This is a genomic window from Streptomyces radiopugnans (genome assembly GCF_900110735.1).
In the GTDB taxonomy this organism is placed as follows: Bacteria; Actinomycetota; Actinomycetes; order Streptomycetales; family Streptomycetaceae; genus Streptomyces; species Streptomyces radiopugnans.
In genome coordinates this window covers 220854-242725 of sequence record NZ_FOET01000003.1, presented here as the reverse complement: position 1 = coordinate 242725, position 21872 = coordinate 220854, and the positions used below count along the sequence as shown (strand labels likewise).

Here is a 21872-nt window from a genome sequence, read left to right as displayed (position 1 = left end):
AAACGCGTAGCGCATCGGACGACGATGCCTTCTCAGGGAACCGGAGGAGACGTGATGGCGCGCGTGTCACGCAGGACCAGGACGGGTGTGGTGGCGGCGGCCGGACTGCTGGCCGGCACGACGCTGATCGGCGGCTGCGGCGGTGAGCAGGATTCCGGACCGAGGGCCGGTGCCGGCTCCGAGGCCGGGGAGGAGAGCGCGACCGGAGGCGACGAGGCCGCCGCCGAGGTCGTGCGGACCGCGCACGAGAAGACGGTCGCGGCCGAGACCGCGAAGATGACGCTGAAGGTGCGCGCCGCCATGGGCGGGCAGCAGCAGACCCTCACCGGCGACGGCACCGTGGACCTGGCCGACGGCACCAGCGACCTGACCTTCGAGGCGGGTGGCGGTGAGCGGATCGAGCAGCGGGTGGTGGACGAGACCCTCTACCAACGGCTGCCGGACCAGGCGCGGGAGCAGCTCGGTGTGGACGGACCGTGGATCAGCGTCGACCTGCGGGAACTCGCCGGAAGCGACGGCACCGTGGGCGGCGTGCGGATCAACGACCCGGTCCGGGGCCTCGACTACACCAGGGCCCTGGACGACGACGCCACCCGCGTCGGCACCGAGGAGGTAGGTGGTGTGGCGACCACCCGCTACCGCGTGAACGTCGACGTGGAGGAACTCGCGGGCGAGAACACGGCCGAGTCCGAGCGCCTGCGGCAGCAGCTCGGCGACTCCCTGCCGATGCACCTGTGGCTCGACGACCAGGACCGCATCCGCCGCCAGCAGTTCGAGGTCTCCCTCGACGGCGAGGCGGCACGGTCGAACTCCCGGGCCCAGTCCCAGCCGCCGTCCCGCGAGACCCGGGACGCGACGATCCGCACCGTCATCGAGTTCAGCGACTTCGGCACCGAGGTCGAGGTGTCCCCGCCCCCGGCCGGGAAGACCGAGGACGTCACCGACAAGCTCGCCCGGCAGACCGACCGCTCCCCGAACGGGTGAAGTCCCCCGGCCGGCGCTTCTGACACCCCGGGGCAGTGCCCGGCGCGGCCCCGGAGCGCTCACCACCTGCCGGGCCGCACGCGACGGGCGCGCTCTGGGATGCTGAGGCGATGACGGCACCGGAAGCACGGTGGGAGCGGCGGCTCGAGAAGCTGTGGGCCTCCTTCGACGACCACGGACCCGACGATTTCCTGCGGCGGATCGAGACGCTGGCCGCCGAACTCCCGCCCGGAGACGCCGTCGCCCTTTACGAACTGGCCTCCGCCCACGACGCACTCGACCGTGAGGAGGAGGCCGCCGCCCTCTACCGCCGGGCCCTCGCGGCCGGCCCGCCCGGCGGACGGCGCCGGCGGGCGGTGATCCAGCTGGCCAGCACCCTGCGCAATCTGGGGCGGGCGGAGGAGAGCATCACACTGCTGACGACCGAACGGGAGACGCACTCCGACGGGTTGGACGACGCGGTCGCCGCGTTCCTGTCCCTGGCGCTCGTCGACGCCGGGCGGGAACGGGAGGCGGCGGCCCTCGCCCTCACCGCCCTTGTCCCCCACCTGCCGGAGTACGGCCGCTCGCTGACGCACTACACCCGCGCCCTCACCGCCGGGGAGCACACCTGAATCGGCTCCGGCACGGCTGCCGGACCAGGCGGGCCCTCGGGAAAGACCGAGGCCGGGTGCGCGGCCCGGCTGCGGGCATGGGGCGGGTCCCGGACCTCGACGCGCTCGGAACCCGCCCCGTTGCTCCCGGCTTCTGCGGTCAGTCCGTCAGCGGCAGATAGACGCGGTTGCCGCTCGCTGCGAACTCCTCGGACTTCCGCCTCATGCCCTCCTCCGGATCCAGGGCGAGGTCGCCGCCGTGTTCGCGGCGGATGTCCTGGGAGATCTTCATCGAGCAGAACTTCGGCCCGCACATCGAGCAGAAGTGCGCCGTCTTCGCCGGCTCCGCCGGCAGCGTCTCGTCGTGGAAGGCGCGGGCCGTGTCCGGGTCGAGGGCCAGGTTGAACTGGTCCTCCCAGCGGAACTCGAAGCGGGCGTCGGACAGCGCGTCGTCCCACTCCTGGGCGCCGGGGTGGCCCTTGGCCAGGTCGGCGGCGTGGGCGGCGATCTTGTAGGTGATGACGCCCGTCTTCACGTCGTCGCGGTCCGGCAGGCCCAGGTGCTCCTTGGGCGTGACGTAGCAGAGCATCGCCGTGCCCCACCAGGCGATCATCGCCGCGCCGATGCCGGAGGTGATGTGGTCGTACGCCGGGGCGATGTCGGTGGTGAGCGGGCCGAGGGTGTAGAAGGGCGCCTCGTCGCAGATCTCCTGCTGGAGGTCGACGTTCTCCTTGATCTTGTGCATCGGGACGTGCCCGGGGCCCTCGATCATGGTCTGCACGTCGTGGGACTTGGCGACGCGGTTCAGCTCGCCCAGCGTGCGCAGTTCGGCGAACTGCGCCTCGTCGTTGGCGTCCGCGATGGAGCCCGGGCGCAGTCCGTCTCCCAGGGAGAAGGTGACGTCGTAGGCGCGCAGGATCTCGCAGAGCTCCTCGAAGTGGGTGTAGAGGAAGCTCTCCTTGTGGTGGGCCAGGCACCAGGCCGCCATGATCGAGCCGCCGCGCGAGACGATGCCCGTCTTGCGGCGGGCGGTCAGCGGGACGTAGCGCAGCAGGACGCCGGCGTGGACGGTCATGTAGTCCACGCCCTGCTCGCACTGCTCGATGACGGTGTCCTTGTAGATCTCCCAGGTCAGCTCCTCGGCCTTGCCGTCGACCTTCTCCAGCGCCTGGTAGAGGGGGACGGTGCCGATGGGGACGGGGGAGTTGCGCAGCACCCACTCGCGGGTGGTGTGGATGTTGCGGCCGGTGGAGAGGTCCATGACGGTGTCGGCGCCCCAGCGGGTGGCCCACGTCATCTTCTCCACCTCCTCCTCGATGGAGGAGGTGACGGCGGAGTTGCCGATGTTGGCGTTCACCTTCACCAGGAAGTTCTTGCCGATGATCATCGGCTCGGTCTCCGGGTGGTTGACGTTCGCCGGCAGGACGGCGCGGCCCGCGGCGATCTCGTCGCGCACGTGCTCCGGCGAGCAGCCCTCCCGCAGCGCCACGAACTCCATCTCGGGGGTGGTCTCGCCCCGCTTGGCGTACGCGAGCTGCGTGACGGCGGTGGTGCCGCCGCGGCCCCGGCGCGGCAGGCGGGGGCGGCCGGGGAAGACGGCGTCCAGGTTGCGCAGCCCACCGCGCGGCGAGGTGTGCCTGAGACCGTCGTCCTCGGGCCGCACCTCGCGGCCCGGGTACTCCTCGGTGTCCCCTCTGGCGATGATCCAGTTCTCCCGCAGCGGTGCCAGGCCGCGGCGGACGTCGGTGTCGATGTTCGGATCGGTGTACGGGCCGGACGTGTCGTACAGCGTCACGTCGCGTCCGTTGGTGAGGTGCACTCTGCGGACGGGCACCCTGATGTCGGGGCGCGAACCGCTCAGATAGCCCTTGTGCCAGCCGGTCGCGCGCTCCTCGGCGCTCCCGGAGGCGGTTTCGGGCGTACGTGCGTCCTGCGAGGTCATGAGACCCAACTCCCTACGCCGGCATTACCCGGTAACAGGTTCGGCGGTCGACGCAGCCGTTTCCGTGGCGGTGTCCACGGAGGTCAGCGTCCTCTCAGCCCCGTGCTCGGAGCTCCCGCGGTGTGCAAAAGCGCCCCCACGGTAACGGCTGACACCGGGCGTGCGCCAGGGCGCCCCCTGCCGCGCCTGCGATGATCGGGCCGTGGACTCCTCCTCCCCGTTTCCCCCGCCGTCCCGCTCGCCGGTCCCCCCACCGGTGCCGCCGGTGCCGCCCGCCCCGCCGTCCCAGCGCCCGTCGCCCGGCCACGAACCCGGCCACGAACCCGGTCAAGGACCCGGCCACGGGCAGGCGCCGCACGCGCACGGGCACTCCCACGGCCACCACCACGGGCCGCCCGCCCCCGTCTCGGCACGGCTGCGCAAGGTGGTCGCGGTGGTGCTGGTCCCGTTCGCGGTGGCGGTGCTCGCCGGGCTGGTGGCGCTGTGGCCCGGCGGTACGCCCGAGGGGAAGGACTCGCCCAGCGGCGTCGGCTTCGACCGGCAGACGCTCGGCGCACGGGTCACCGCGGTCGAGGAGGTCGACTGCGCGGAGGTGGGTGCCGCCCAGCCGCCCGGCGGCCCGGGCGGCGCCGGGAACACCGGCGGCGCCGGCAGCACCGAGGGCGCGCAGGACGGCGGAAGCGGCGGCTCGGGCGAGGGCGGTCCGGGCGCCCTGCCGCAGGGCTCCGGGGAGGGCACCTGTCTGCGGGCGACCGTCGAGGTCGCCGAGGGCAAGGACGCGGGCCACACGTTCCCGGAGATCGTCACCCCGGACGCCACGCGCCGGCTGAGCCCCGGTCAGGACGTGGTGGTGGCGTACGCGCCCGACGCCCCGCGCGAGTTCCAGTACAGCGTGGTGGACGTGGCGCGCGGGGTGCCCATGGTGGTCCTGGCGGGCGTCTTCGCGCTGGCGGTGGTGGTCGTTGGGCGGCTGCGCGGGCTGCTGGCGCTGGTCGGACTGGCGGTCAGCTTCGGGGTGCTGACGCTGTTCATCCTGCCCGCGATCCTCCAGGGCTCCAATCCGCTGCTGGTGGCGGTGGTGGGCGGCAGCGCGATCATGCTGGCCACGCTGTACCTGTGCCACGGCGTCAACGCCCGTACCTCCGTCGCCGTCCTGGGCACCCTGGTGTCGCTGCTGCTGATCGGGCTGCTGGGCTCGGCGTTCATCGGATGGGCCGCGCTGACGGGCAACACCGACGACCAGACCGGGCTGGTGCACGGCCTCTATCCGGACATCGAGATCCGCGGGCTGCTGCTGGCCGGTGTGCTGATCGGTTCGCTGGGCGTGCTGGACGACGTGACGGTGACGCAGACCTCGGCGGTGTGGGAGCTGCGGCAGGCCGACCCGTCGGCCGGTTGGCGCAGGCTCTACGGCGCGGCGATGCGCATCGGGCGCGACCACATCGCGTCGGTGGTGAACACGCTGGTGCTGGCGTACGCGGGGGCCGCGCTGCCGCTGCTGCTGCTGTTCTCGATAGCGGAGAGCGGAATGGGCCAGGTGGCCACCAGCGAGCTGGTGGCGGAGGAGATCGTGCGGACGCTGATCGGCTCGATCGGCCTGGTCGCCTCGGTCCCGGTGACCACGGCGCTGGCGGCGCTGGTGGCGGTCGCCGACCGCCGGGGGCCGTCCGACCGCGGAGGGGCGTCCGGCGGCGGGGGGACCGCCGGCGGGCAGGGGCGCGCCCGGGGCCGGGGCGGCAGGCGGCGGGCGCGGCGCTGAGCCGCGCCCGCGGCGCCCTTGCCGGGCAGGGCGCCCGGAGCCCGTCAGCCTCCCGAGGAGGAGCCCGAGGAGGTGAACTTCCGCACCACGTAGACCAGCGCGCCGGCCAGCGCCACGAACAGCAGGAGCTTGAAGAGCAGCTTCACGACGAAGCCGACGACGGCGAAGATCAGGCCGCCGAAGACGAAGAGCGCGATGAGCGGGATCGCGACCCACTTCACCCACCACGGCAGCGCCGCGAAGGTCTCCTTGAGATCCATGACCCTTACCCGCTTCCTGAAGTCTCCGGCCGTCGGGCGTGCCCGGCGCGCCGGGTGCGTCCGGTGCTTCCGCCCCGATGCTAGGCGGACGGACTCCTCGCCGGGGCACCGCGGGCCCGGGTCCTTCCCTGACCGGCCCCCTAAGGAGGACGGGCCGTGCCGTCAGCCCTCGGGGGGAGAGAAGACCACCAGGACCCGCAGGTCCTCGGTGATGTGGTGGAACCTGTGCGGCACCCCGGCCGGCACGTAGACCACGCTGCCGCGCGCGACCGGGGTGGTCTCGTCCCCGACGGTGATCAGCGCCCGGCCGCTGGCGACGAAGTACACCTCGTCCTGCCGGTGCGGCTGCTGCGGGTCGAGCGAGCCCCGGTCCAGGGCGTACAGTCCGACGGACATGTTCCTCTCGCGCAGGAACTGCAGGTACGCGCCGTCGTTGGCGGCCCGCTCCGTCTCCAGCTCCTCCAGCCGGAACGCCTTCATGAGACCTCTGCCCCTCACCGGTAGGCGACCGTCCCCGTTTCTGGAACGATCTCGGACATGGTGAACTTCCTCGTCAGAACGATCGCCAACGCGGTGGCCCTGGCCGTCGCCGTCTGGCTGCTGGACGACATCACGCTCACGGGTGACGACACCGCGGGCAAGACCTTCACGCTGGTCCTCGTCGCGCTGATCTTCGGTGTCGTCAACGCCGTGGTCAAGCCGATCACGAAACTGCTGTCCCTGCCGCTGCTGATCCTCACGCTCGGCCTGTTCACTCTGGTGATCAACGCGCTGATGCTGTTGCTCACCTCCTGGATGGCCGAGCAGTTCGACCTGGCCTTCCGGGTGGAGGGCTTCTGGACGGCGGTGCTCGGCGCCCTGGTGATCTCCATCGTGTCGTGGGCGGTGAGCGTGGTGCTGCCCGAGGGCGACTGACCGCCGCGCGGAGGCGGACGGAGGACGGGGGCCGGGGGCGTCGCCGATGATGGAGGGCATGCGCACCTCTGACCCCGGCACCCCCGGCATCCCCGGCGGCGTCCGTACGCCGTACCGCGTCTGCTTCGTCTGCACCGGCAACATCTGCCGCTCCCCCATGGCCGAGGCCGTCTTCCGCGCCCGCGTGGCGGAGGCCGGTCTGGCGGAAGTGGTGGAGGTGAGCAGCGCGGGGACGGGCGGCTGGCACGTGGGCGACGGCGCCGACTCGCGCACCGTCGCGGTGCTGACGGCCGCCGGATACGTCCACGAACACGTGGCACGGCAGTTCCGGCGCGACTGGTTCGAGCGGCTGGACCTGGTGATCGCCCTGGACGAGGGGCATCTGCGGGATCTGCGGAGGCTGGCGCCCGGCCCCGGGCACGCCCGCAAGGTCCGGCTGCTGCGCTCGTACGCCCCCGGCGCCGGCGAGAGCCTGTGCGAACTGGACGTGCCCGACCCGTACTACGGCGGGCCGGAGGGTTTCGAGGAGTGCCTGGCCCTGGTCGAGGAGGCCGTGCCGGGCCTGCTGGAGGAGGTGCGTGCCGCCCTCGGCCGACCGGCCGGCGGCAGGGCCGGTGACGGCGGCGGGGCGGCGGTGCGATGACGGGCGGGCCCGGAGGTCCCGGGGGAGGCGTCGCCGGACGGGTGGCCGCCCTGACCGGCTCGGCCGCCGGGCAGGCGCGGCCCGTGGGCGGCGGCGACATCTGCGACGCGTACCGGATCGCGCTCGCGGACGGCCGTACCGTCTTCGCCAAGACCCTCCCCGGCGCCCCCCGCGGCTTCTTCGCCGCCGAGGCCGCCGGCCTGGAGCTGCTGCGCTCCACCGGTGCGGTGGCCGTGCCGGAGGTGATCGGCGCCGAGGCGGACGTGCTGGTGCTGGAGTGGGTCGAGCCGGGCGCGGCGAGCGCCGGGCAGGCCGAGCGGCTGGGCCGCGAGCTGGCCGCCCTGCACTCCGCGCCGGCCCCGGTCTGGGGCGGCGCGGACCCCGGCCTCCCCGTCCACCTGGGCTCGGTGCCCCTGCCCTCGCCGCCGGAGCCGCCCTCCGGGGCGGAGGACTGGCCGGCCTTCCACGCCCGGTGGCGGCTGCTGCCCCTGCTGCGGCGGGCGGTGGACGGCGGCGGCATCGGGAAGGGGGACGCCCGGGACGTGGAGCGGCTGTGCGAGCTGCTGGCCGCGGGCGGGGCGGCGGGCGGCGAGGTGGCGGGCCCTCCGCAGCCGCCCGCCGTCGTCCACGGCGATCTGTGGTCGGGCAACGTCCTGTGGTCCGCCGACGGCCGCGCCCGTCTGATCGACCCGGCCGCGCAGGGCGGCCACCCCGAGACGGACCTGGCGGTGCTGGAGCTGTTCGGCTGCCCGCACCTGGGGCGGCTGCTGGCGGCGTACGAGGAGGTCCGCCCCCTGCCCGGCCGGAGCGGGCGCGTGCCGCTGCACCAGCTCCAGCACCTGCTGGTGCACGCCGTCCTCTTCGGCCCCGGCTACGGCGCCCGCTGCGGTGCGGCGGCCCGGGCGGCGCTCGGCTGAGCGGCGCACGTACGCTCGAAGGCGCCGGACGGGCTGGTGGGGGAGAGCGACGAGGAGCGGGCATGACGCGTGAGCGGGACGGGCGGAGCGAGCGGGACGGGCGGGACGGGCCGGTCCCGCGCGGCGACGGGACGCGGGTGGTACGGGCCGGGCTGCCGGAGGAGGAGCCGTACGCGCCGCCGCTGCCGGGCCCGGTGCTGGCCGCGCACTTCCACCTGCCCGGCGACCCGGCGCAGGCCCCCTACACCTACGGCCGCGACGGCAACCCCACCTGGACGGGTCTGGAGCAGGCCATCAGCGAGCTGGAGGCCCCCGGCGACGAGGCGGCGCGCACGACCGTCTTCGCCTCCGGCATGGCCGCGATCTCCGCGGTCCTGCTGTCGCGGACGCGGCCCGGCGACGTGGTGGTGCTGCCCTCGGACGGCTACAACCTGCTCGTCCCGATGCGCGAGCGGCTGGAGGGCTGGGGGGTGGAGGTGCGCACCGCGCCCACCGGCGGCGACGCGCAGCTCGACGCCCTGGACGGGGCGGCGCTGCTGTGGATCGAGTCCCCCTCCAACCCCGGCCTGGACGTGTGCGACATCCGCCGCCTGGCCGACGCCGCCCACGAGCACGGCGCGCTGGTCGCGGTGGACAACACCCTGGCCACCCCGCTGGGACAGCGCCCGCTGGAGCTGGGCGCCGACTACGCGGTGGCCAGCGGCACCAAGGCGCTGACCGGCCACGGTGACGTACTGCTGGGCTACGTGACGTGCCGGGATCCGGAGCTGGCGGCGTCGGTGCGGCTGTGGCGCAAGACGGTCGGGGCGATCCCGGGACCGGTGGAGGCGTGGCTCGCGCACCGCTCCCTGGCCACGCTGGAGCTGCGCACCGAGCGGCAGGCCGCGAACGCGCTCGCCGTCGCCGAGGCGCTGCGCGGGCGGCCGGAGGTGCGCGACGTACGGCACCCGGGGCTGGCGGACGATCCGGCGCACCCGGTGGCGGCGCGGCAGATGCGGCGCTTCGGCTGCGTGGTCTCCTTCACGCTGCCGGACAGGGCGTTCGCCGAGCGGTTCCTGGCCGCGCTGCGGCTGGTGGACGACGCGACGAGCTTCGGCGGGGTGCGTTCCACGGCCGAGCGGCGCGGCCGGTGGGGCGGGGACGCGGTGCCGGAGGGCTTCGTGCGGATGTCGGTGGGGGTGGAGGACGCGGCCGATCTGGTCGCCGACATCCGGGCGGCGCTGGACGGCGCCGGGCGCGGCTGACGTACGGGCCGGTGCGGAGGCGCGCGGCGGGGCCCGGTGGGGGCTCGGCGGGAAGCGATGGGGAGCGGGGCGGCTTGAAGCTCCCCCCCTCGTGCCTCAAGCCGCCCCGTGCGACGCGCGTAAACAGCGCATGGTCAAGGTTAGTTGACTGAGCGTTATTGTCCAGTCGCCGGATCGGCGCCCGCCCGCCGTCCCGTCCGCCCGCCCCGTCCGTCCGCCCCGCGCGGGCGGTGGCGGCGGCCGGGAGCCGCGGGCCACCAGGGGCGCGCGGGGCCGGCGCGGACGCCCGTGGCAAGGCCGGAAGGTTTCGCCGGCCCCGGCGCGGGCCAGACCTTCCCCATGACCGCCGACGCGCGCCCCGTGGTCAAACGCACCGCCCGGGCCATCCTGCTCGATGACGACGAGATGATCCTGATCAAGCGGACCAAGCCCGGCCGCGAGCCGTACTGGATCACTCCGGGCGGCGGCGTCGAGACGGGGGACGCCACCGTCGTCGACGCCCTCCACCGCGAACTGGACGAGGAGCTGGGGGCGAAGGTGACCGACGCGGTCCCCGCCTTCGTCGACACCGTCCCCTACGACCCGGCCGAGGACGCGGGCAGCGGCGCGGCGGTCCTCGCACCGTGGGCCGCCGAGGCGCCGGACGCCGCGAGGGGCGCGGTGAAGGTGCAGTTCTTCTTCGCCTGCCGGCTGGCCTCGATGGACCTGTCGTGCAGGCACGGGCCGGAGGTCGACGAGCCGCGCGGCGAGTACGAGGTCGTCCGCGTCCCCTTCACCCGCGCGGGCGTCGCCTCGGTGGAGGTGGTGCCCCCCTCGCTGCGGGCCTACCTCGACGCCAACATCGAGGGCGTACGCGCCCTGCTGGCCCCGGATCTGGGCTGACGTCCACAGGACCGTCCGGGTCTGCCGGGCCGGGGGCGGCGGGGAGGCCGACCGGGGAGGCCGCTCAGCCGAACCAGCCGCGGAACGGCGTCCGTTCGCCCTCCTCCCTGCGCTGCCGGGCCTTGGCGAGCAGCCGCTCGGCGTGGGCGCGCCAGGCCGCCGGGTCGTCGGAGGGCGGCACGGGCCCGCCCGGCCCGCCCGTGTGAGCGCGCTCGCGCGACGGCCGTACGGCGGGCCCGCCGCGCCGGCGCGCCTCCTCCGCCGCCCCGAAGAAGTCCCCGCCCTTGCGCCGCTGGTCGTCCGTGCCCCAGTCGCGCGGGGTCCCCTTGGGCGCCCGCTGCAGATGCGGGATGTGCTTGGCGCAGTGGATGTACGCCTCCTCCACCGTCACCCGCACCCACACCAGCGCCCGCCGGCCGGGCACGGAGTCGGACGGCAGGTCCGGATGGACCGAGCGCAGCTCGGCGTCCTCGACGACCTCGGCACGGCCGTTGACGTGCAGGCCGATCCGGGCCTGGAAGAAGTCGACCAGCAGGATGCCCAGGTGCGGGTTCTCCTGGATGTTGCCGAGGCTGGCGTGCACGCCGTTGCCGCGGTACTCGGGATAGACCAGGGTCCGCTCGTCGATCACGTGCAGGAAGCCGGGCGGACCGGCCCGGAAGGAGTTGTCGCACTCGCCGTGCCGGTCGGCGGTGGCCAGGAAGAACATCTCCTGCCGGCCGATGAACTCCCGCATCCGCTCGTTGAGGTGGTCGAGCATCTGCTCGCCGTAGAAGCGGTCGGCGCGCTCGGCCGTGCCCAGACGCCGCTGCATCGCGTGCTCGCCGTCGCTGCCGGGGCGTACGGGCCCGGGCTCGGCTCCGGGCTCGGCAGCCGGTCCCGGGACGGGGGCTGGGGCGGGAAAGGAGGGTGAGGCCGGGGCGAAACCGGCCGCCTGCCGGTGCCGTCCGGCCGGCGCCGTGTCCTCCGGCTCGTCCACAGCCCACGCCGGGCGTGCCGGACGTGCCGCCGTATGTGCCGCCCCGCCCGGCCCGGGCACCGTCCGGACCGTTCTGAGCATCATGGTGGCGTCGACTGCTTCCGTCGCGTCCACGTCGTGGTTCACGTGGTGGTTCCGTCCTGTCTCGCTGTCGCGTCCGCTTCGTCCGCCCGCGTTCCCGGGCTCCCCGGGCCCGCGCGGGCCTCAGCCCCGGAGGGCGGTCAGCCCGTCGAGGGAGTCGTGCCGTATCCGGTCGGAGGGGATCCCCGCACCCACCAGCGCGTCCACCCCGCTGCGGATCATCCCCGGCGGGCCGGACAGATAGCCGTCGAAGGCGTGCCACGGCCCGCCCTGCCGCACCGCGTCCGGAAGCCGGCCGACGATCCCGCCCGACGGCCCCTCGACCACCGGGCGGACCGACAGCCACGACAGCCTCCGCTCCATCTCGCGCAGGGTGTCCAGGTCGTACAGGTCCAGGTCGCTGCGGGCGCCGTAGAACACCTCCACCGGGCGGGCGCGGCCGTGTCCGGCGACGTCCTCGACCAGTGCCTTGATGGGCGCGATGCCCGTGCTGCCGCCCAGGCAGAGCAGGCCGTTGCCGGAGGAGTGGTCCACCGTCATCGACCCGGCCGGCCCGCCCAGCCGCAGTACGTCGCCGGGGCGGGCCCGGTGGACGAGCGCGCGCGAGACCCAGCCCGCGGGCACGGCCTTGACGTGGAAGACCAGCAGCCCGTCGGAGCGCGGGGCGCAGGCCAGTGAGTACTGCCGCCACACCTTCGGCCACCAGGGCGTCTCGACACTGGCGTACTGGCCGGCCAGGAACGGGTAGGGCTGGTCGGGCCGGACGGTGATGACGGCGATGTCGGAGGTGCGCATCTCGTGCGAGACCACCTCGGCCTGCCACAGCGCGGGCGCCTTCCGCGCGTCCTCGGCCGCTGCGTCGATCATGATCTGGGAGATGGCGGTGTAGGCGCGCACCCAGGCGGCCTCCGCCTCCTCGCCCCAGGTGCGCGGGGCGTAGCGGGCCAGCGCGTCGATCAGGCACTCGCCGACGGCGGGGTAGTGCTCGGGTCTGGTGCCGTACTTGCGGTGGCCGCGGCTGAGGTGGGACAGGTACTCCACCAGCGTGCGGCGTTCGTCGACCAGCCCGGCGGCGGTGAGCAGCGCCTTGAACAGCCGGTCGCGCTGGGCGTCCATGGCGGCGGGGAACAGCGTGCGCACGCCCGGGTTCCGGGTGAACAGCAGGGCGTAGAAGTACGAGGTGAGCGCCTGGGAGACCGGTTCCACCTCGTCCAGGACGCGGCGTATCAGCTCCGCGTCGCGGGAGGGCTCGAACCGCCCGTAGCCGGGGTTGGCGGTGAACTCCGGGACCGGGCCGGGCGCGGAGGGCGCGGGCCCCGGTGCGGGCCCGGGGCGGGACGGCGGTGCCATGTGCTCCTCCCCCTCACCCGGCTTCGGAGCGAACCAGCTCCAGTCACCGCCTCCGCCGCCGTCGGTGGGAGGCCCACCGGCCGCGCGCTGGGGAGTTCCGTTGCCCGCCGACGTAGTGGCCATGGTCTGTCTCGCCTCGTACATCTTCGATCGGTCCGGTCGCTTACAGAGCGGAAACCACCTGTACGGAGTCCCCCGTTTCGTCGGCTGCGGATATGCGTGAGCGGTGATGCGCGGTCTCGACCATACCGGTGCACGATCGATACACAAGCCCCGCTCGGACTTCCACCGAATTCCACGGACTCGGCCGCCCCTCGGAATTGCGATGTGCCCGCTCCCGACGCCGGGCCCCTGCGCAGAGCGGCCGGGAAAAGCCCGAACACCCTTCCGATCAGGGGGTATCACCGTGCCATACCTCTCGGTCGCGGCGCGGGAGGCGCGGCGGGAGCCCCCTTCGCACCGGATCCGCCACCCCGGATCCACCACACCCTCCATACGCTATCTTCACTTCTCCGGCAGAGAGTGCGGAAAGTAGCGGACAGTTCTCTGTCCGTGCTTTTCCAGAACGACCCGCTCCCTTTCCAGTCGGCTTGCGAATTCCGGCCGGACGCGCCCGGAAAAGCGGCGAAAGCGCATACCCGGAAAGTTCCGGGGCATGCCCCGCGCCCGCGGCGGCCGGTACGCGGTGGGCACGGGCGGGGAGGAGGTGCGTAAACCGGTGGCCGCCCCGGTGCCCGTCGGCCAGGCTGTACGTCCGTGACGCCCGCTCGCCCCCGGCCCTCGCCCCCGCCCCCGCTCCCGCCCGTCCGCCGCCTCACCCTCGCCGATCTGCCCGCCTGCCTCGATCTCGCCGCCGACCGCGGCTGGACGCGCGAGGAGCACAAGTGGCGGCTGCTGCTGACCGCCGGGCAGGGCTACGGCGTCGACGCCCCCGGGGGCGACCCCCGCGGCGGCCTGATCGGCGCCTACGTCCTCACCTCCTACGGACCGCGGCCCGCCTCCCCAAACCCGCGTGCCCGCACCTGTGTCGGCATGGTGCTGGTCGCCGAGCGCCACGCCCGCCGGGGCCTGGGCCGCCACCTGATGCGGCACGCGCTGGAGGAGTCCGGCGACGCCGTCGCGTTCCTGACCGCCACCCCCTACGGCCGCCCTCTCTACGAGGAGCTCGGCTTCACCCCCGTCGGCACCACCGTCATGCTCACCGGCCGCCTCGCCCCCACCCGCTCCCCGGAGCCGCCCGTCCCCGTACGCGACGCCACCGCCGCCGACCTGCCCGACGTACTCGCCCTGGACGCACGGGCGTTCGGCGCCGACCGCGCCCACCTGATCGTCCGGCTGCCGTCCTTCGCCGACCACTTCGTCGTCGCCGTACCCCCGGCAGGGCCCGGTGCCCCGCCGGCCGGCAGGGCACCGGGCGGGATCGCCGGCTTCGCGGCCGCCTGGCCGAACGAGGGCACCACCGTGATCGGCCCGGTCGTGGCCGAGGAGGAGAACACCGCCCGGTCCCTGATCACCGAACTCGCCTCCCGCACCGACGGCCCGGTCCGCTACGACGCCGACCTCCACCACCGGGGGCTGGTGGACTGGCTGCGCTCGGGCGGCCTGGACGGGGACTTCACCACCACCGTGATGGTGCACGGCGCACCGGACGTCCCCGGTGACCTCGGCCTCCGGTTCGCCCCCTACTCGGTGGCGCTGGGCTGAGGCCCGGGCCCGGTGCCCCGGCACGGAGCCGGGGCACCGGGCCGTGACACCGAACCCGGACGCCGGGCCGGGGCACGGTTGTCCGGGCGCGGGGTCACCCCGCGCGCCACCCCCGCGGGTCCGCACCGCCCGGAACGGGCGCGTCCGGGTCGTACGGGGTCCGGGTGAAGACGAACGTGCCCAGGTCCAGATGGCTCACCGACCCGTCCGCCCCGCGCACCACCCGCAGCGTCTCTCCCGCGTAGTAGCCGTTCAGCCCGGTCCAGGTGCCGTCCGCCTCCGGCCGGAAACGCGAGGCCCGCCCGGCGCCGCCGACCGGGACCAGTTCCAGCGCCCGCCCCTCGCGCACCCGCAGCGCGAACGCCGCCGGCCCCCAGTACCACGGCCCCGTCAGCGCCAGCAGCTCCGGATCGGCCTGCGAGCGCGGACGCCACGGCTCGGGGAAGGACGGCTCGCGCTCGGCGACGATCCCCAGCAGATCCGCCGCCAGACCGCCCACCGGCAGCCCCGAGGTCGCGTTGGCCAGCGCCACACTCGCCAGCCTCTCCCCGGGAGCGGTCCACACGGCCGCGAGGAAGCCCGGCATGGAACCGGTGTGCCCGGCCAGCAACCGCCCTCCGGAGCGCACCAGCTGCATCCCCAGCCCGTACGCCTGGTCCCAGGCCTCCGCCTCCGGCGCCACCGCCGGCGTCCGCATCCGAGCCAGGCTCTCCGCACCCAGCACCCGGTCGTCGCCCGCCGCCAGGAACGCCGCGAAGCGGCACAGGTCCCGGGCCGTGGACCAGAGCTGCCCCGCCGGCGCCATCCGCCCGGTGTCCGCGAGCGGTTCGGGCAGCACCGCGTCCGCCCACGGGTGCACGGCCCACCCCCGGGCGTACGGCTCCCCGGGCAGCGGCGTCGTACGGTCCATGCCCAGCGGGTCGAGCACCTCCTCGCGCAGTACGTCGTGCCAGGGCGCACCGCGCAGCCGCTCCACCAGGGAGCCCAGCAGCGCGTAGCCCAGGTTGGAGTAGTGGTGCCGCCGGCCGGCCGGATGCCGTACGGGCCGCTCGCCGAACAGGTCGGCCGTCTCGGGGCGCAACTCGCCGGGCGTCCGCTCCCACCAGGGGCCGCGCGGCTCGGCGGCCAGCCCGGCGGAGTGGGACAGCAGCTGGGCGACCGTCGCCGAGGCCACCTCGTCCCCGGCCTCGGCGGGCACCTCCAGGTGCTCGCCCAGCGGATCGGACAGGTCCAGCAGCCCCTCGTCGCACAGCCGCATCACCAGCACGGCGACGAACGTCTTGGTGATCGAACCGATCCGGTACCGGGTGTCCGCGGTCGGCGCCCCCTCCGTCTCCCCCGTCTCGCCGGGCGGGCCGACCGCACCGCCCCGCACCCCCGTCCACACCGTCCGCCCTTCCCTCACCACGGCCCCGACCGCAGACGGCACCCGCCCCTCGGCCTGGGCGACGGCCAGCCTGTGGAGGAGTGCGCGACGGGTCTCCGGCAACAGCTCGGCGTCCATGTCTCCGCTGGAATCGATCATCCGCCCACTCTCCCCGGCGACACCGGCGCGGGCCAGCGTTTTCCGCCGCGCCGCCCCTTGGTGACGAGTGTGCCGCGGATGTGGACGACTCCCGTCGGCGGCCCGGGACGGGACTCCTCGAAGGGGGCCTGTTCCAAGCTCCCACACCGGCGCGAGAGTTCGCACGCTTTCATGCCATTCGATCGTGTCTTCACATGTTTCACCTCGTTCTCCCGGTGAGGGGCGGGGCCATCGGGGTGACGCCCGAACGGAGGAGACGGTGACGGTGAACGAGGAAGTCCTGCTGGAGTCGAGGACGCTGCGCGAGAGCGTGGCCGAACACACGGGCGCGCTGGACAAGGTGAAGGCGCTCTCCGTCCTGCCGGACGGAGTCCACGTCACGACACGGATGGTGGCCGATTACTTCGAGGTGGGGGAGACCGTCGTCCGTGCCGTCGTCCACGACCACCGCGACGAGTTGGAGGCCAACGGCTACCGCGTCCTGACAGGTCCGGAACTGAGTTGCTTGAAGCAACTCTGTGGCCTGCATCCGCGCACCCGCTCCGTCGCGGTCTTCTCCCGGCGCACCGTCCTCAACGTCGCGATGCTGCTGCGCGACAGCGTCGTCGCACGTCAGGTGCGTGCCTACCTGCTGGACGCCGAGCGGAACACCCGCCCCCAGCCTGTGGACAACCTTTTCCACATCGACCTCGCGGCCCTGGACGAGCGCATCACGCGCATCAGCACGGAGACCGCGGGCCGGCTCATCGGACAGACCATCGTCCCGGTGCTGAACCACCTCATCCACGCCTCCGGCGAGCAGCGCCGGGAGCTGACCGCGATCCGCGAGGACCTCGAACGCGTCAAGCGGACCCTTCAGGAGAGGGAACTCACAGGAGCGGTGGCGGCCATGGACGCGATGGGACGGCGCGAGTTCGAGAACCACGTCGCGGGGCTCTGCCGCCGTGACGGATGCACCGTGGCGAACACCGAATCCGGCAGCGGCCTGAGCGCCGGCCTCGTCGGGCGCACCGCCGACGGGCGGCGGCTGGTGGTGCGGTGCGAGCACTCCGCGCCGCACCGGGCCGTGGGGAGCGCGGCGATGCGGAGGTTCACCGGTGTGGCGAAGCTCGAGTACGAGGCGGAGGTGGCGCTGTTCGTCACCACCTCCACGTTCACCCCCGCCGCACTCGACCTCGCGGCCCGCCACGGCATCACCGCCGTGCATCGCGCGCTGCTGGAGGCGTGGAGCACGGGGACGGCGCTCCAGGTGCTGCGCTGACGGCCGGCACGGCCGAAACGACCCACGCGCGGCACGACCGGCACGACCGCGTACGACCGCGTACGACCGCGTACGAAGGCCCGAAGTCGCAAGCGGAAGTTGCGGCTTCGGGCCTCGCGCAGTCTAGCGGCGGCCGCCGCCCCCATGCGGTGGTTCCGATCAGAGCGCCAGCTTGAATCCCACGTGCGAGGCCGTGAAGCCCAGCCGCTCGTAGAACCGGTGGGCGTCCGTGCGGGTGGCGTCGGAGGTGAGCTGGACCAGGGCGCAGCCCAGGCGCCGCGCCTCCTCGACCGCCCACTCGATCAGCCGGGTGCCCAGGCCCCCGCCGCGCTCGCCGGAGTGGACGCGCACGGCCTCGATGAGCGCACGGCTCGCGCCGCGCCGCGACAGCCCGGGGACGACGGTGAGCTGGAGGGTGCCGACGACCCGGCCGCCGCGGACCGCGACGACCAGGTGCTGGTGGGGGTCGGCGGCGATCTCCTCGAAGGCCTCGCGGTAGGGGGCGAGGTCACCGGGCGACTCGCGGCGGGCGCCCAGCGGGTCGTCGGCGAGCATGTCCACGATGGCACCCAGGTCGTCCGCCGTCGCCGGGCGTATGTCGAAGTCGCTCATGATCGGCACCCTATGCCGCCCGGCACGGCGGCACCGGCCGCCCGCCGCACACGTCCGATTCCTTCAAGACCTCCGGCCCGGAGCCGCCCTAACGTGGCCGCATGGCACCCCGTATCGATCTCTTCGGCCTTGTCACCTCCGACATGGCCGCCTCGCTCGCGTTCTACCGCCTCCTCGGCCTCGACATCCCCGCCGACGCAGACGGGCAGCCCCATGTGGAGGTCCCGCTGCCCGGTGGGCTGCGCATCGCCTGGGACACCGTCGAAACCATCCGGTCCTTCGACCCCGGCTGGACTCCACCGAGCGGCGGCAGCCGCGTCGAACTCGCCTTCGCCTGCGACGGTCCGGCCGACGTCGACCGGCAGTACGCCGAGCTGACGCGGGCCGGCCACACCGGGCACAAGGAGCCCTGGGACGCCTTCTGGGGCCAGCGGTACGCCGCCGTCCTCGACCCCGACGGCAACGCGGTCGCCCTCTTCGCCCCGCTGCGGGACGGCGCGCCCGGCGATCAGCCCTCCGGTGGCCGGCCCTCCGGCGATCAGCGCTCCGACAGCAGCACCGAGAGCTGAACCCCGGCCAACGCCCTGACCTCGCGCGACAGGTGGGCCTGGTCCGCGTACCCGGCGTCGGCCGCGGCCGACGCCGGCGGCACGCCGCCGCGGACCAGGCGCAGAGCGCGCCGGAACCGCAGCACCCGGGCCAGGGTCTTGGGGCCGTATCCGAAGGCCGTCAGTGAGCGGCGGTGGAGCTGCCGTTCGCTCAGCCCCACCCCGCGCGCCACCTCGGCCACGCTCACGCCGTCCCGCAACCCGGTCGCCACCGCCGTCACCGCCGTCACCGCCGACGGATCGTCCGGCGCCCGGCGCAGCCGCACCGCGGCCGCCTCCTCCAGCACCGCCGCCCCGTCCCGCGCCCCGGCCACACGCTCGGCCAGCTCCCGCGCCTCGCGCCCCGGCCAGAGCGCCTCCAGCGGCACCCGCGCGTCACGCAGCTCGCACGCCGGCACGCCCAGGACGCGCGGCCCGGTGCCGGGCGGGAACCGCAGCCCCACACAGCCGGTCCCCGGCGGGTCGTCGGTCAGGTGGGCTCCGGTGTCCGGACCGGCCACCAGCAGCCCGCCGCCCGTCCAGATCAGGTCCATGCAGCCGTCCGGCAGCACCCGCACCCGGTGGGGGTGCGCAAGGGCCTCCCGGCGCCACACCACCGTGCCGGCCACTCGCCGCGATCCCCGCTCCTCGTACACCTCTCCAGCCTCCCACCGTGCGCTGCCCGGCGGCGGCCCGGACATCAGGTCTGGGCCATGTCCACGAAGCGCGAGTAGTGGCCCTGGAAGGCCACCGTGATCGTCGCCGTCGGGCCGTTGCGGTGCTTGGCCACGATCAGGTCCGCCTCGCCCGCCCGCGGCGACTCCTTCTCGTAGGCGTCCTCGCGGTGCAGCAGGATGACCATGTCCGCGTCCTGCTCGATCGAGCCCGATTCACGGAGGTCCGAGACCATCGGCTTCTTGTCGGTGCGCTGCTCGGGGCCTCGGTTGAGCTGGGAGAGCGCGATCACCGGAACCTCCAGCTCCTTGGCCAGCAGCTTGAGGTTCCGGGACATCTCCGAGACCTCCTGCTGACGGCTCTCGGGACGGCGTGAGCCGCCCGACTGCATCAGCTGGAGGTAGTCGATGACGACCAGCCGCAGATCGTTGCGCTGCTTCAGGCGGCGGCACTTGGCGCGGATCTCCATCATCGTCAGGTTCGGCGAGTCGTCGATGTACAGCGGTGCGCCCGTGACCTCGGGCATCTGGCGCGCCAGCCGGTTCCAGTCCTCGTCCGTCATGCTGCCCGACCGCATGTGGTGCAGCGCCACCCGCGCCTCGGCGGACAGCAGGCGCATCGCGATCTCGTTGCGGCCCATCTCCAGCGAGAAGATCACGCTGGGCAGGTTGTTCCTGATCGAGCAGGCCCGGGCGAAATCCAGCGCCAGGGTGCTGTTATGCGTGGGGACCATGGACCGGCTGCACAGGTACAGGTGGGCCGGGTTGTCGACCTGGACGCACCGCACCGGAACGGATTCGATCTCCTCCACACTCGTGATGAACCGCTGCCCCAGCTTCGGCGTGGACGGGCGGAGGCGGTCCCGGTGCGCCTGCTTCTTGCGGCCCAGCCGGAACACCTCGTCGTCGGTGGTGAAGGTGACCGTGTAGTAGGTCAAGGACTCCTCCGATCTGCCCTTGACGCGCTTGGTCACCATCCCGCACCGGTACCCGAGGCTCATGACCAGCTCCCGGAACCCTTCGGCGAGAGCGTGGTTGGTGACGGCGAACTGCACGGAGCCGGTGCGGGAGACGGTGCCGTCGGTGTCGAGAAGCCCCGCCAGCAGTGCTCTCCGCTGGGCGATGGACCCTCGCAGGTACTCGGTGGGAATGTGCTTGTTCCCCAGCACGCCCAGCTCTCGGAGAAGGACGAGGAAGCTGCCGTGCCGCCTGGTGCACGGGGCGCACCGGGGCTCGGTGAAGGGAGAGAAGCACGTGGTCCCGCAGTCGACGCAGGTGGCATGTGGAACCGGGGCGGAAGCGGCACGCGCCCGGCCACCGCAGGATCGGCCGCAGGTACGGACATGCGCCAGCCTGGGGACGAACTCCATGCCGCACACGGCGCAGGACTGCTTGAGGCGTTCCGGTGCGTCCACTGTCAGAGACAGAGCATAGGTGACTTCCGTGTTGCCGACCGGGCGGATAGTGATGCCGTCCTTCTGAACGTACTCCAAGATCTCAGGGTCCACGGTGGTCAGGCGTGCGGCGGTGCTTGAGCCGTCTCCGAGCCAGACGCCCAGGGTGTAGGGCGGGATCGGGAGCGCCCGTTCGGGCAGGTCAAGCGGAGCGGTGTTGCGCACGGAGTGGTTCGTGCGCCGGTCGGCGGTCAGGCACCGTACCGTCTCCGCGATCTCCTTCGTGGTCTTCACCGTCGCGGCTCGGTGGGCGTAGCGCCGGGAGGAGCGGGTGTCGGTGAGCCACTGGTGCTCGGCATCCGCGACAACCGTGGTTCCGTCATCGAAGGTGATTCGGTAGCACGGGCGGCCGTGCATGACGTCGGTCGCGGCGACTACGCGGGTGGGGCGCCCGTCGGCGTCGAGGAGCTCCTCCCCTTCGCGGACGTCGCCCATCGTGGTCCACCCGTCAGGGGTGGGCAGCGGGGTATCGAGCGCCAACGCCTTCCCCATCGCGGGCCTGGCCGCGATGACGATCATCTGGCCCGGGTGGAGGCCGTTGGTCAGCGAGTCCAGGTCGGTGAAGCCCGTCGGCACGCCCGACATCTGGCCGCTGCGCGAGCCGATCGCCTCGATCTCGTCGAGCGCGCCCTCCATGATGTCGGCGAGCGGGAGGTAGTCCTCCGAGGTGCGCTGCTCGGTGACGGCGTAGATCTCCGCCTGGGCCGAGTTGACGATCTCGTCCACGTCGCCGTCGGCCGCGTACCCCATCTGCGTGATGCGGGTGCCCGCCTCGACCAGGCGGCGCAGGACGGCCCGTTCGTGGACGATCTCCGCGTAGTACTGGGCGTTGGCCGCGGTGGGGACGGCCTGGACCAGGGAGTGCAGGTAGCCGGGGCCGCCGACCTTGGCGATCTCGCCGCGTCTGGTCAGTTCGGCGGCGACGGTGATGGGGTCGGCCGGCTCGCCCTTGGCGTAGAGGTCGAGGACGGCCTGGTAGATCGTCTCGTGGGCCGGACGGTAGAAGTCCTGGCCCTGGAGGGTCTCCACCACGTCCGCGATGGCGTCCTTGGACAGCAGCATGCCGCCCAGGACGGACTTCTCGGCGTCGAGGTCCTGCGGGGGGACGCGGTCGAAGCCGCCCACCGGGCCCGAGGGCCAGGTGTCGGCGCCGCGGTCGTGGCGCTCGCCGTCCGCGGCCGCGTCACGGCTGCGGCGGGAGACGGGGAGGTGGTCTCCCGGGCCCGGGACCCCGGTGGCGTATCCGGGTGCCGGGCTGTCGACGTGTTCGGACTGCGTCACCCCGCCACCTCCCTCCCGTTCCTCACGACCCGCGCCCCTCTTTCCTACGGCACGGCTCTGACACTGGGCTCGCCCGCTCTCCGGTCGCGGCACGGCTGCGGACCGGGCGAAGAAGAGGGGAACAGCGGGCGGGCGCCGGACAACGGTAGGGCTACGGGAGCCTCCAGCCAATCCAGTTATCCACAGGGCGTGTGGATGAACGACCGCATCCTGTGGAGAACTCGG

At 73.6% G+C, this 21872-nt stretch carries 20 protein-coding genes; 11 read left to right on the top strand and 9 right to left on the bottom strand.

All coding sequences use genetic code 11. The features are described 5' to 3' along the window. Positions 1–54 precede the first annotated feature (54 nt). Both BMY40_RS08545 and BMY40_RS08540 read left to right on the top strand, forming a co-directional pair. The gene (locus BMY40_RS08545) at positions 55–984 is read left to right on the top strand and encodes an SCO4651 family lipoprotein (RefSeq protein ID WP_143071749.1); all 930 of its coding nucleotides are present in this window, start codon (positions 55–57) and stop codon (positions 982–984) included. 110 nt (positions 985–1094) lie between these two features. Further along, complete coding sequence (locus tag BMY40_RS08540; RefSeq protein ID WP_093657206.1) at positions 1095–1598, top strand: tetratricopeptide repeat protein; 504 nt, start codon at positions 1095–1097, stop codon at positions 1596–1598. 139 nt (positions 1599–1737) lie between these two features. Here the strand turns inward: BMY40_RS08540 and thiC are convergent, their stop codons facing one another. Further along, positions 1738–3519 carry a phosphomethylpyrimidine synthase ThiC gene (gene thiC, locus BMY40_RS08535; RefSeq protein ID WP_093657204.1) on the bottom strand — a complete coding sequence of 594 codons (1782 nt, stop codon included), beginning with the start codon at positions 3517–3519 and terminating at the stop codon, positions 1738–1740. Between the two features lie 265 nt (positions 3520–3784). Here thiC and BMY40_RS08530 point away from each other — a divergent pair, with 265 nt between their 5' ends. Beyond that, entirely contained in the window at positions 3785–5278 is a 1494-nt protein-coding gene (locus BMY40_RS08530; RefSeq protein WP_093657202.1) for a YibE/F family protein, read from the top strand. Between the two features lie 44 nt (positions 5279–5322). Here the strand turns inward: BMY40_RS08530 and BMY40_RS08525 are convergent, their stop codons facing one another. Both BMY40_RS08525 and BMY40_RS08520 read right to left on the bottom strand, forming a co-directional pair. Next, a complete protein-coding gene (locus BMY40_RS08525; protein ID WP_093657200.1) occupies positions 5323–5538 on the bottom strand; it encodes a DUF5326 family protein in 216 nt (71 codons plus the stop codon). Between the two features lie 162 nt (positions 5539–5700). Further along, positions 5701–6018, bottom strand: a complete 318-nt coding sequence (locus BMY40_RS08520) for a cupin domain-containing protein (protein WP_093657198.1) — start codon at positions 6016–6018, stop codon at positions 5701–5703. 57 nt (positions 6019–6075) lie between these two features. Between BMY40_RS08520 and BMY40_RS08515 the strand changes: the two genes are divergently transcribed. From BMY40_RS08515 to BMY40_RS08495, 5 genes are all read left to right on the top strand, one after another. Continuing rightward, positions 6076–6453: a phage holin family protein gene (locus BMY40_RS08515; protein ID WP_093657196.1), complete on the top strand. Its 378-nt coding sequence runs from the start codon at positions 6076–6078 to the stop codon at positions 6451–6453. A 58-nt stretch (positions 6454–6511) separates the two neighbouring features. Beyond that, positions 6512–7096, top strand: a complete 585-nt coding sequence (locus tag BMY40_RS08510; RefSeq protein ID WP_093657789.1) for a low molecular weight protein-tyrosine-phosphatase — start codon at positions 6512–6514, stop codon at positions 7094–7096. A gap of 41 nt (positions 7097–7137) precedes the next feature. Beyond that, positions 7138–8013, top strand: a complete 876-nt coding sequence (locus tag BMY40_RS08505; protein WP_245769952.1) for a fructosamine kinase family protein — start codon at positions 7138–7140, stop codon at positions 8011–8013. 62 nt (positions 8014–8075) lie between these two features. Then, complete coding sequence (locus BMY40_RS08500; protein WP_093657192.1) at positions 8076–9257, top strand: cystathionine gamma-lyase; 1182 nt, start codon at positions 8076–8078, stop codon at positions 9255–9257. A gap of 339 nt (positions 9258–9596) precedes the next feature. Continuing rightward, on the top strand, positions 9597–10139 hold the full coding sequence (locus BMY40_RS08495; RefSeq protein WP_093657190.1) for an NUDIX domain-containing protein: 543 nt from the start codon (positions 9597–9599) through the stop codon (positions 10137–10139). A gap of 64 nt (positions 10140–10203) precedes the next feature. On the opposite strand, the gene BMY40_RS08490 is transcribed toward BMY40_RS08495, so the two are convergent. Beyond that, complete coding sequence (locus BMY40_RS08490; RefSeq protein ID WP_093657787.1) at positions 10204–10953, bottom strand: pyridoxamine 5'-phosphate oxidase family protein; 750 nt, start codon at positions 10951–10953, stop codon at positions 10204–10206. Between the two features lie 369 nt (positions 10954–11322). Then, the gene (locus BMY40_RS08485) at positions 11323–12693 is read right to left on the bottom strand and encodes a globin domain-containing protein (RefSeq protein WP_093657189.1); all 1371 of its coding nucleotides are present in this window, start codon (positions 12691–12693) and stop codon (positions 11323–11325) included. 612 nt (positions 12694–13305) lie between these two features. Here BMY40_RS08485 and BMY40_RS08480 point away from each other — a divergent pair. Further along, positions 13306–14253, top strand: a complete 948-nt coding sequence (locus BMY40_RS08480) for a GNAT family N-acetyltransferase (RefSeq protein WP_093657187.1) — start codon at positions 13306–13308, stop codon at positions 14251–14253. A 94-nt stretch (positions 14254–14347) separates the two neighbouring features. On the opposite strand, the gene BMY40_RS08475 is transcribed toward BMY40_RS08480, so the two are convergent. After that, positions 14348–15778 carry a serine hydrolase domain-containing protein gene (locus tag BMY40_RS08475; protein ID WP_245769950.1) on the bottom strand — a complete coding sequence of 477 codons (1431 nt, stop codon included), beginning with the start codon at positions 15776–15778 and terminating at the stop codon, positions 14348–14350. A 265-nt stretch (positions 15779–16043) separates the two neighbouring features. Between BMY40_RS08475 and BMY40_RS08470 the strand changes: the two genes are divergently transcribed. Further along, positions 16044–17039 (top strand): restriction endonuclease, encoded by a 996-nt coding sequence (locus BMY40_RS08470; protein ID WP_245769949.1) that lies wholly within the window; start codon positions 16044–16046, stop codon positions 17037–17039. A gap of 159 nt (positions 17040–17198) precedes the next feature. Here BMY40_RS08470 and BMY40_RS08465 read toward each other — a convergent pair whose 3' ends face one another. Continuing rightward, the gene (locus tag BMY40_RS08465; RefSeq protein WP_093657181.1) at positions 17199–17651 is read right to left on the bottom strand and encodes a GNAT family N-acetyltransferase; all 453 of its coding nucleotides are present in this window, start codon (positions 17649–17651) and stop codon (positions 17199–17201) included. Between the two features lie 101 nt (positions 17652–17752). Here BMY40_RS08465 and BMY40_RS08460 point away from each other — a divergent pair, with 101 nt between their 5' ends. Next, entirely contained in the window at positions 17753–18220 is a 468-nt protein-coding gene (locus tag BMY40_RS08460) for a VOC family protein (RefSeq protein WP_093657179.1), read from the top strand. Here BMY40_RS08460 and BMY40_RS08455 read toward each other — a convergent pair. Both BMY40_RS08455 and dnaB read right to left on the bottom strand, forming a co-directional pair. Then, positions 18190–18867 carry a helix-turn-helix domain-containing protein gene (locus tag BMY40_RS08455; protein WP_342745064.1) on the bottom strand — a complete coding sequence of 226 codons (678 nt, stop codon included), beginning with the start codon at positions 18865–18867 and terminating at the stop codon, positions 18190–18192. The two genes, BMY40_RS08460 and BMY40_RS08455, sit on opposite strands and share 31 nt — an antisense overlap. 71 nt (positions 18868–18938) lie before the next feature. After that, positions 18939–21647 carry a replicative DNA helicase gene (gene dnaB / locus BMY40_RS08450; protein ID WP_093657175.1) on the bottom strand — a complete coding sequence of 903 codons (2709 nt, stop codon included), beginning with the start codon at positions 21645–21647 and terminating at the stop codon, positions 18939–18941. Positions 21648–21872: the final 225 nt, after the last annotated feature.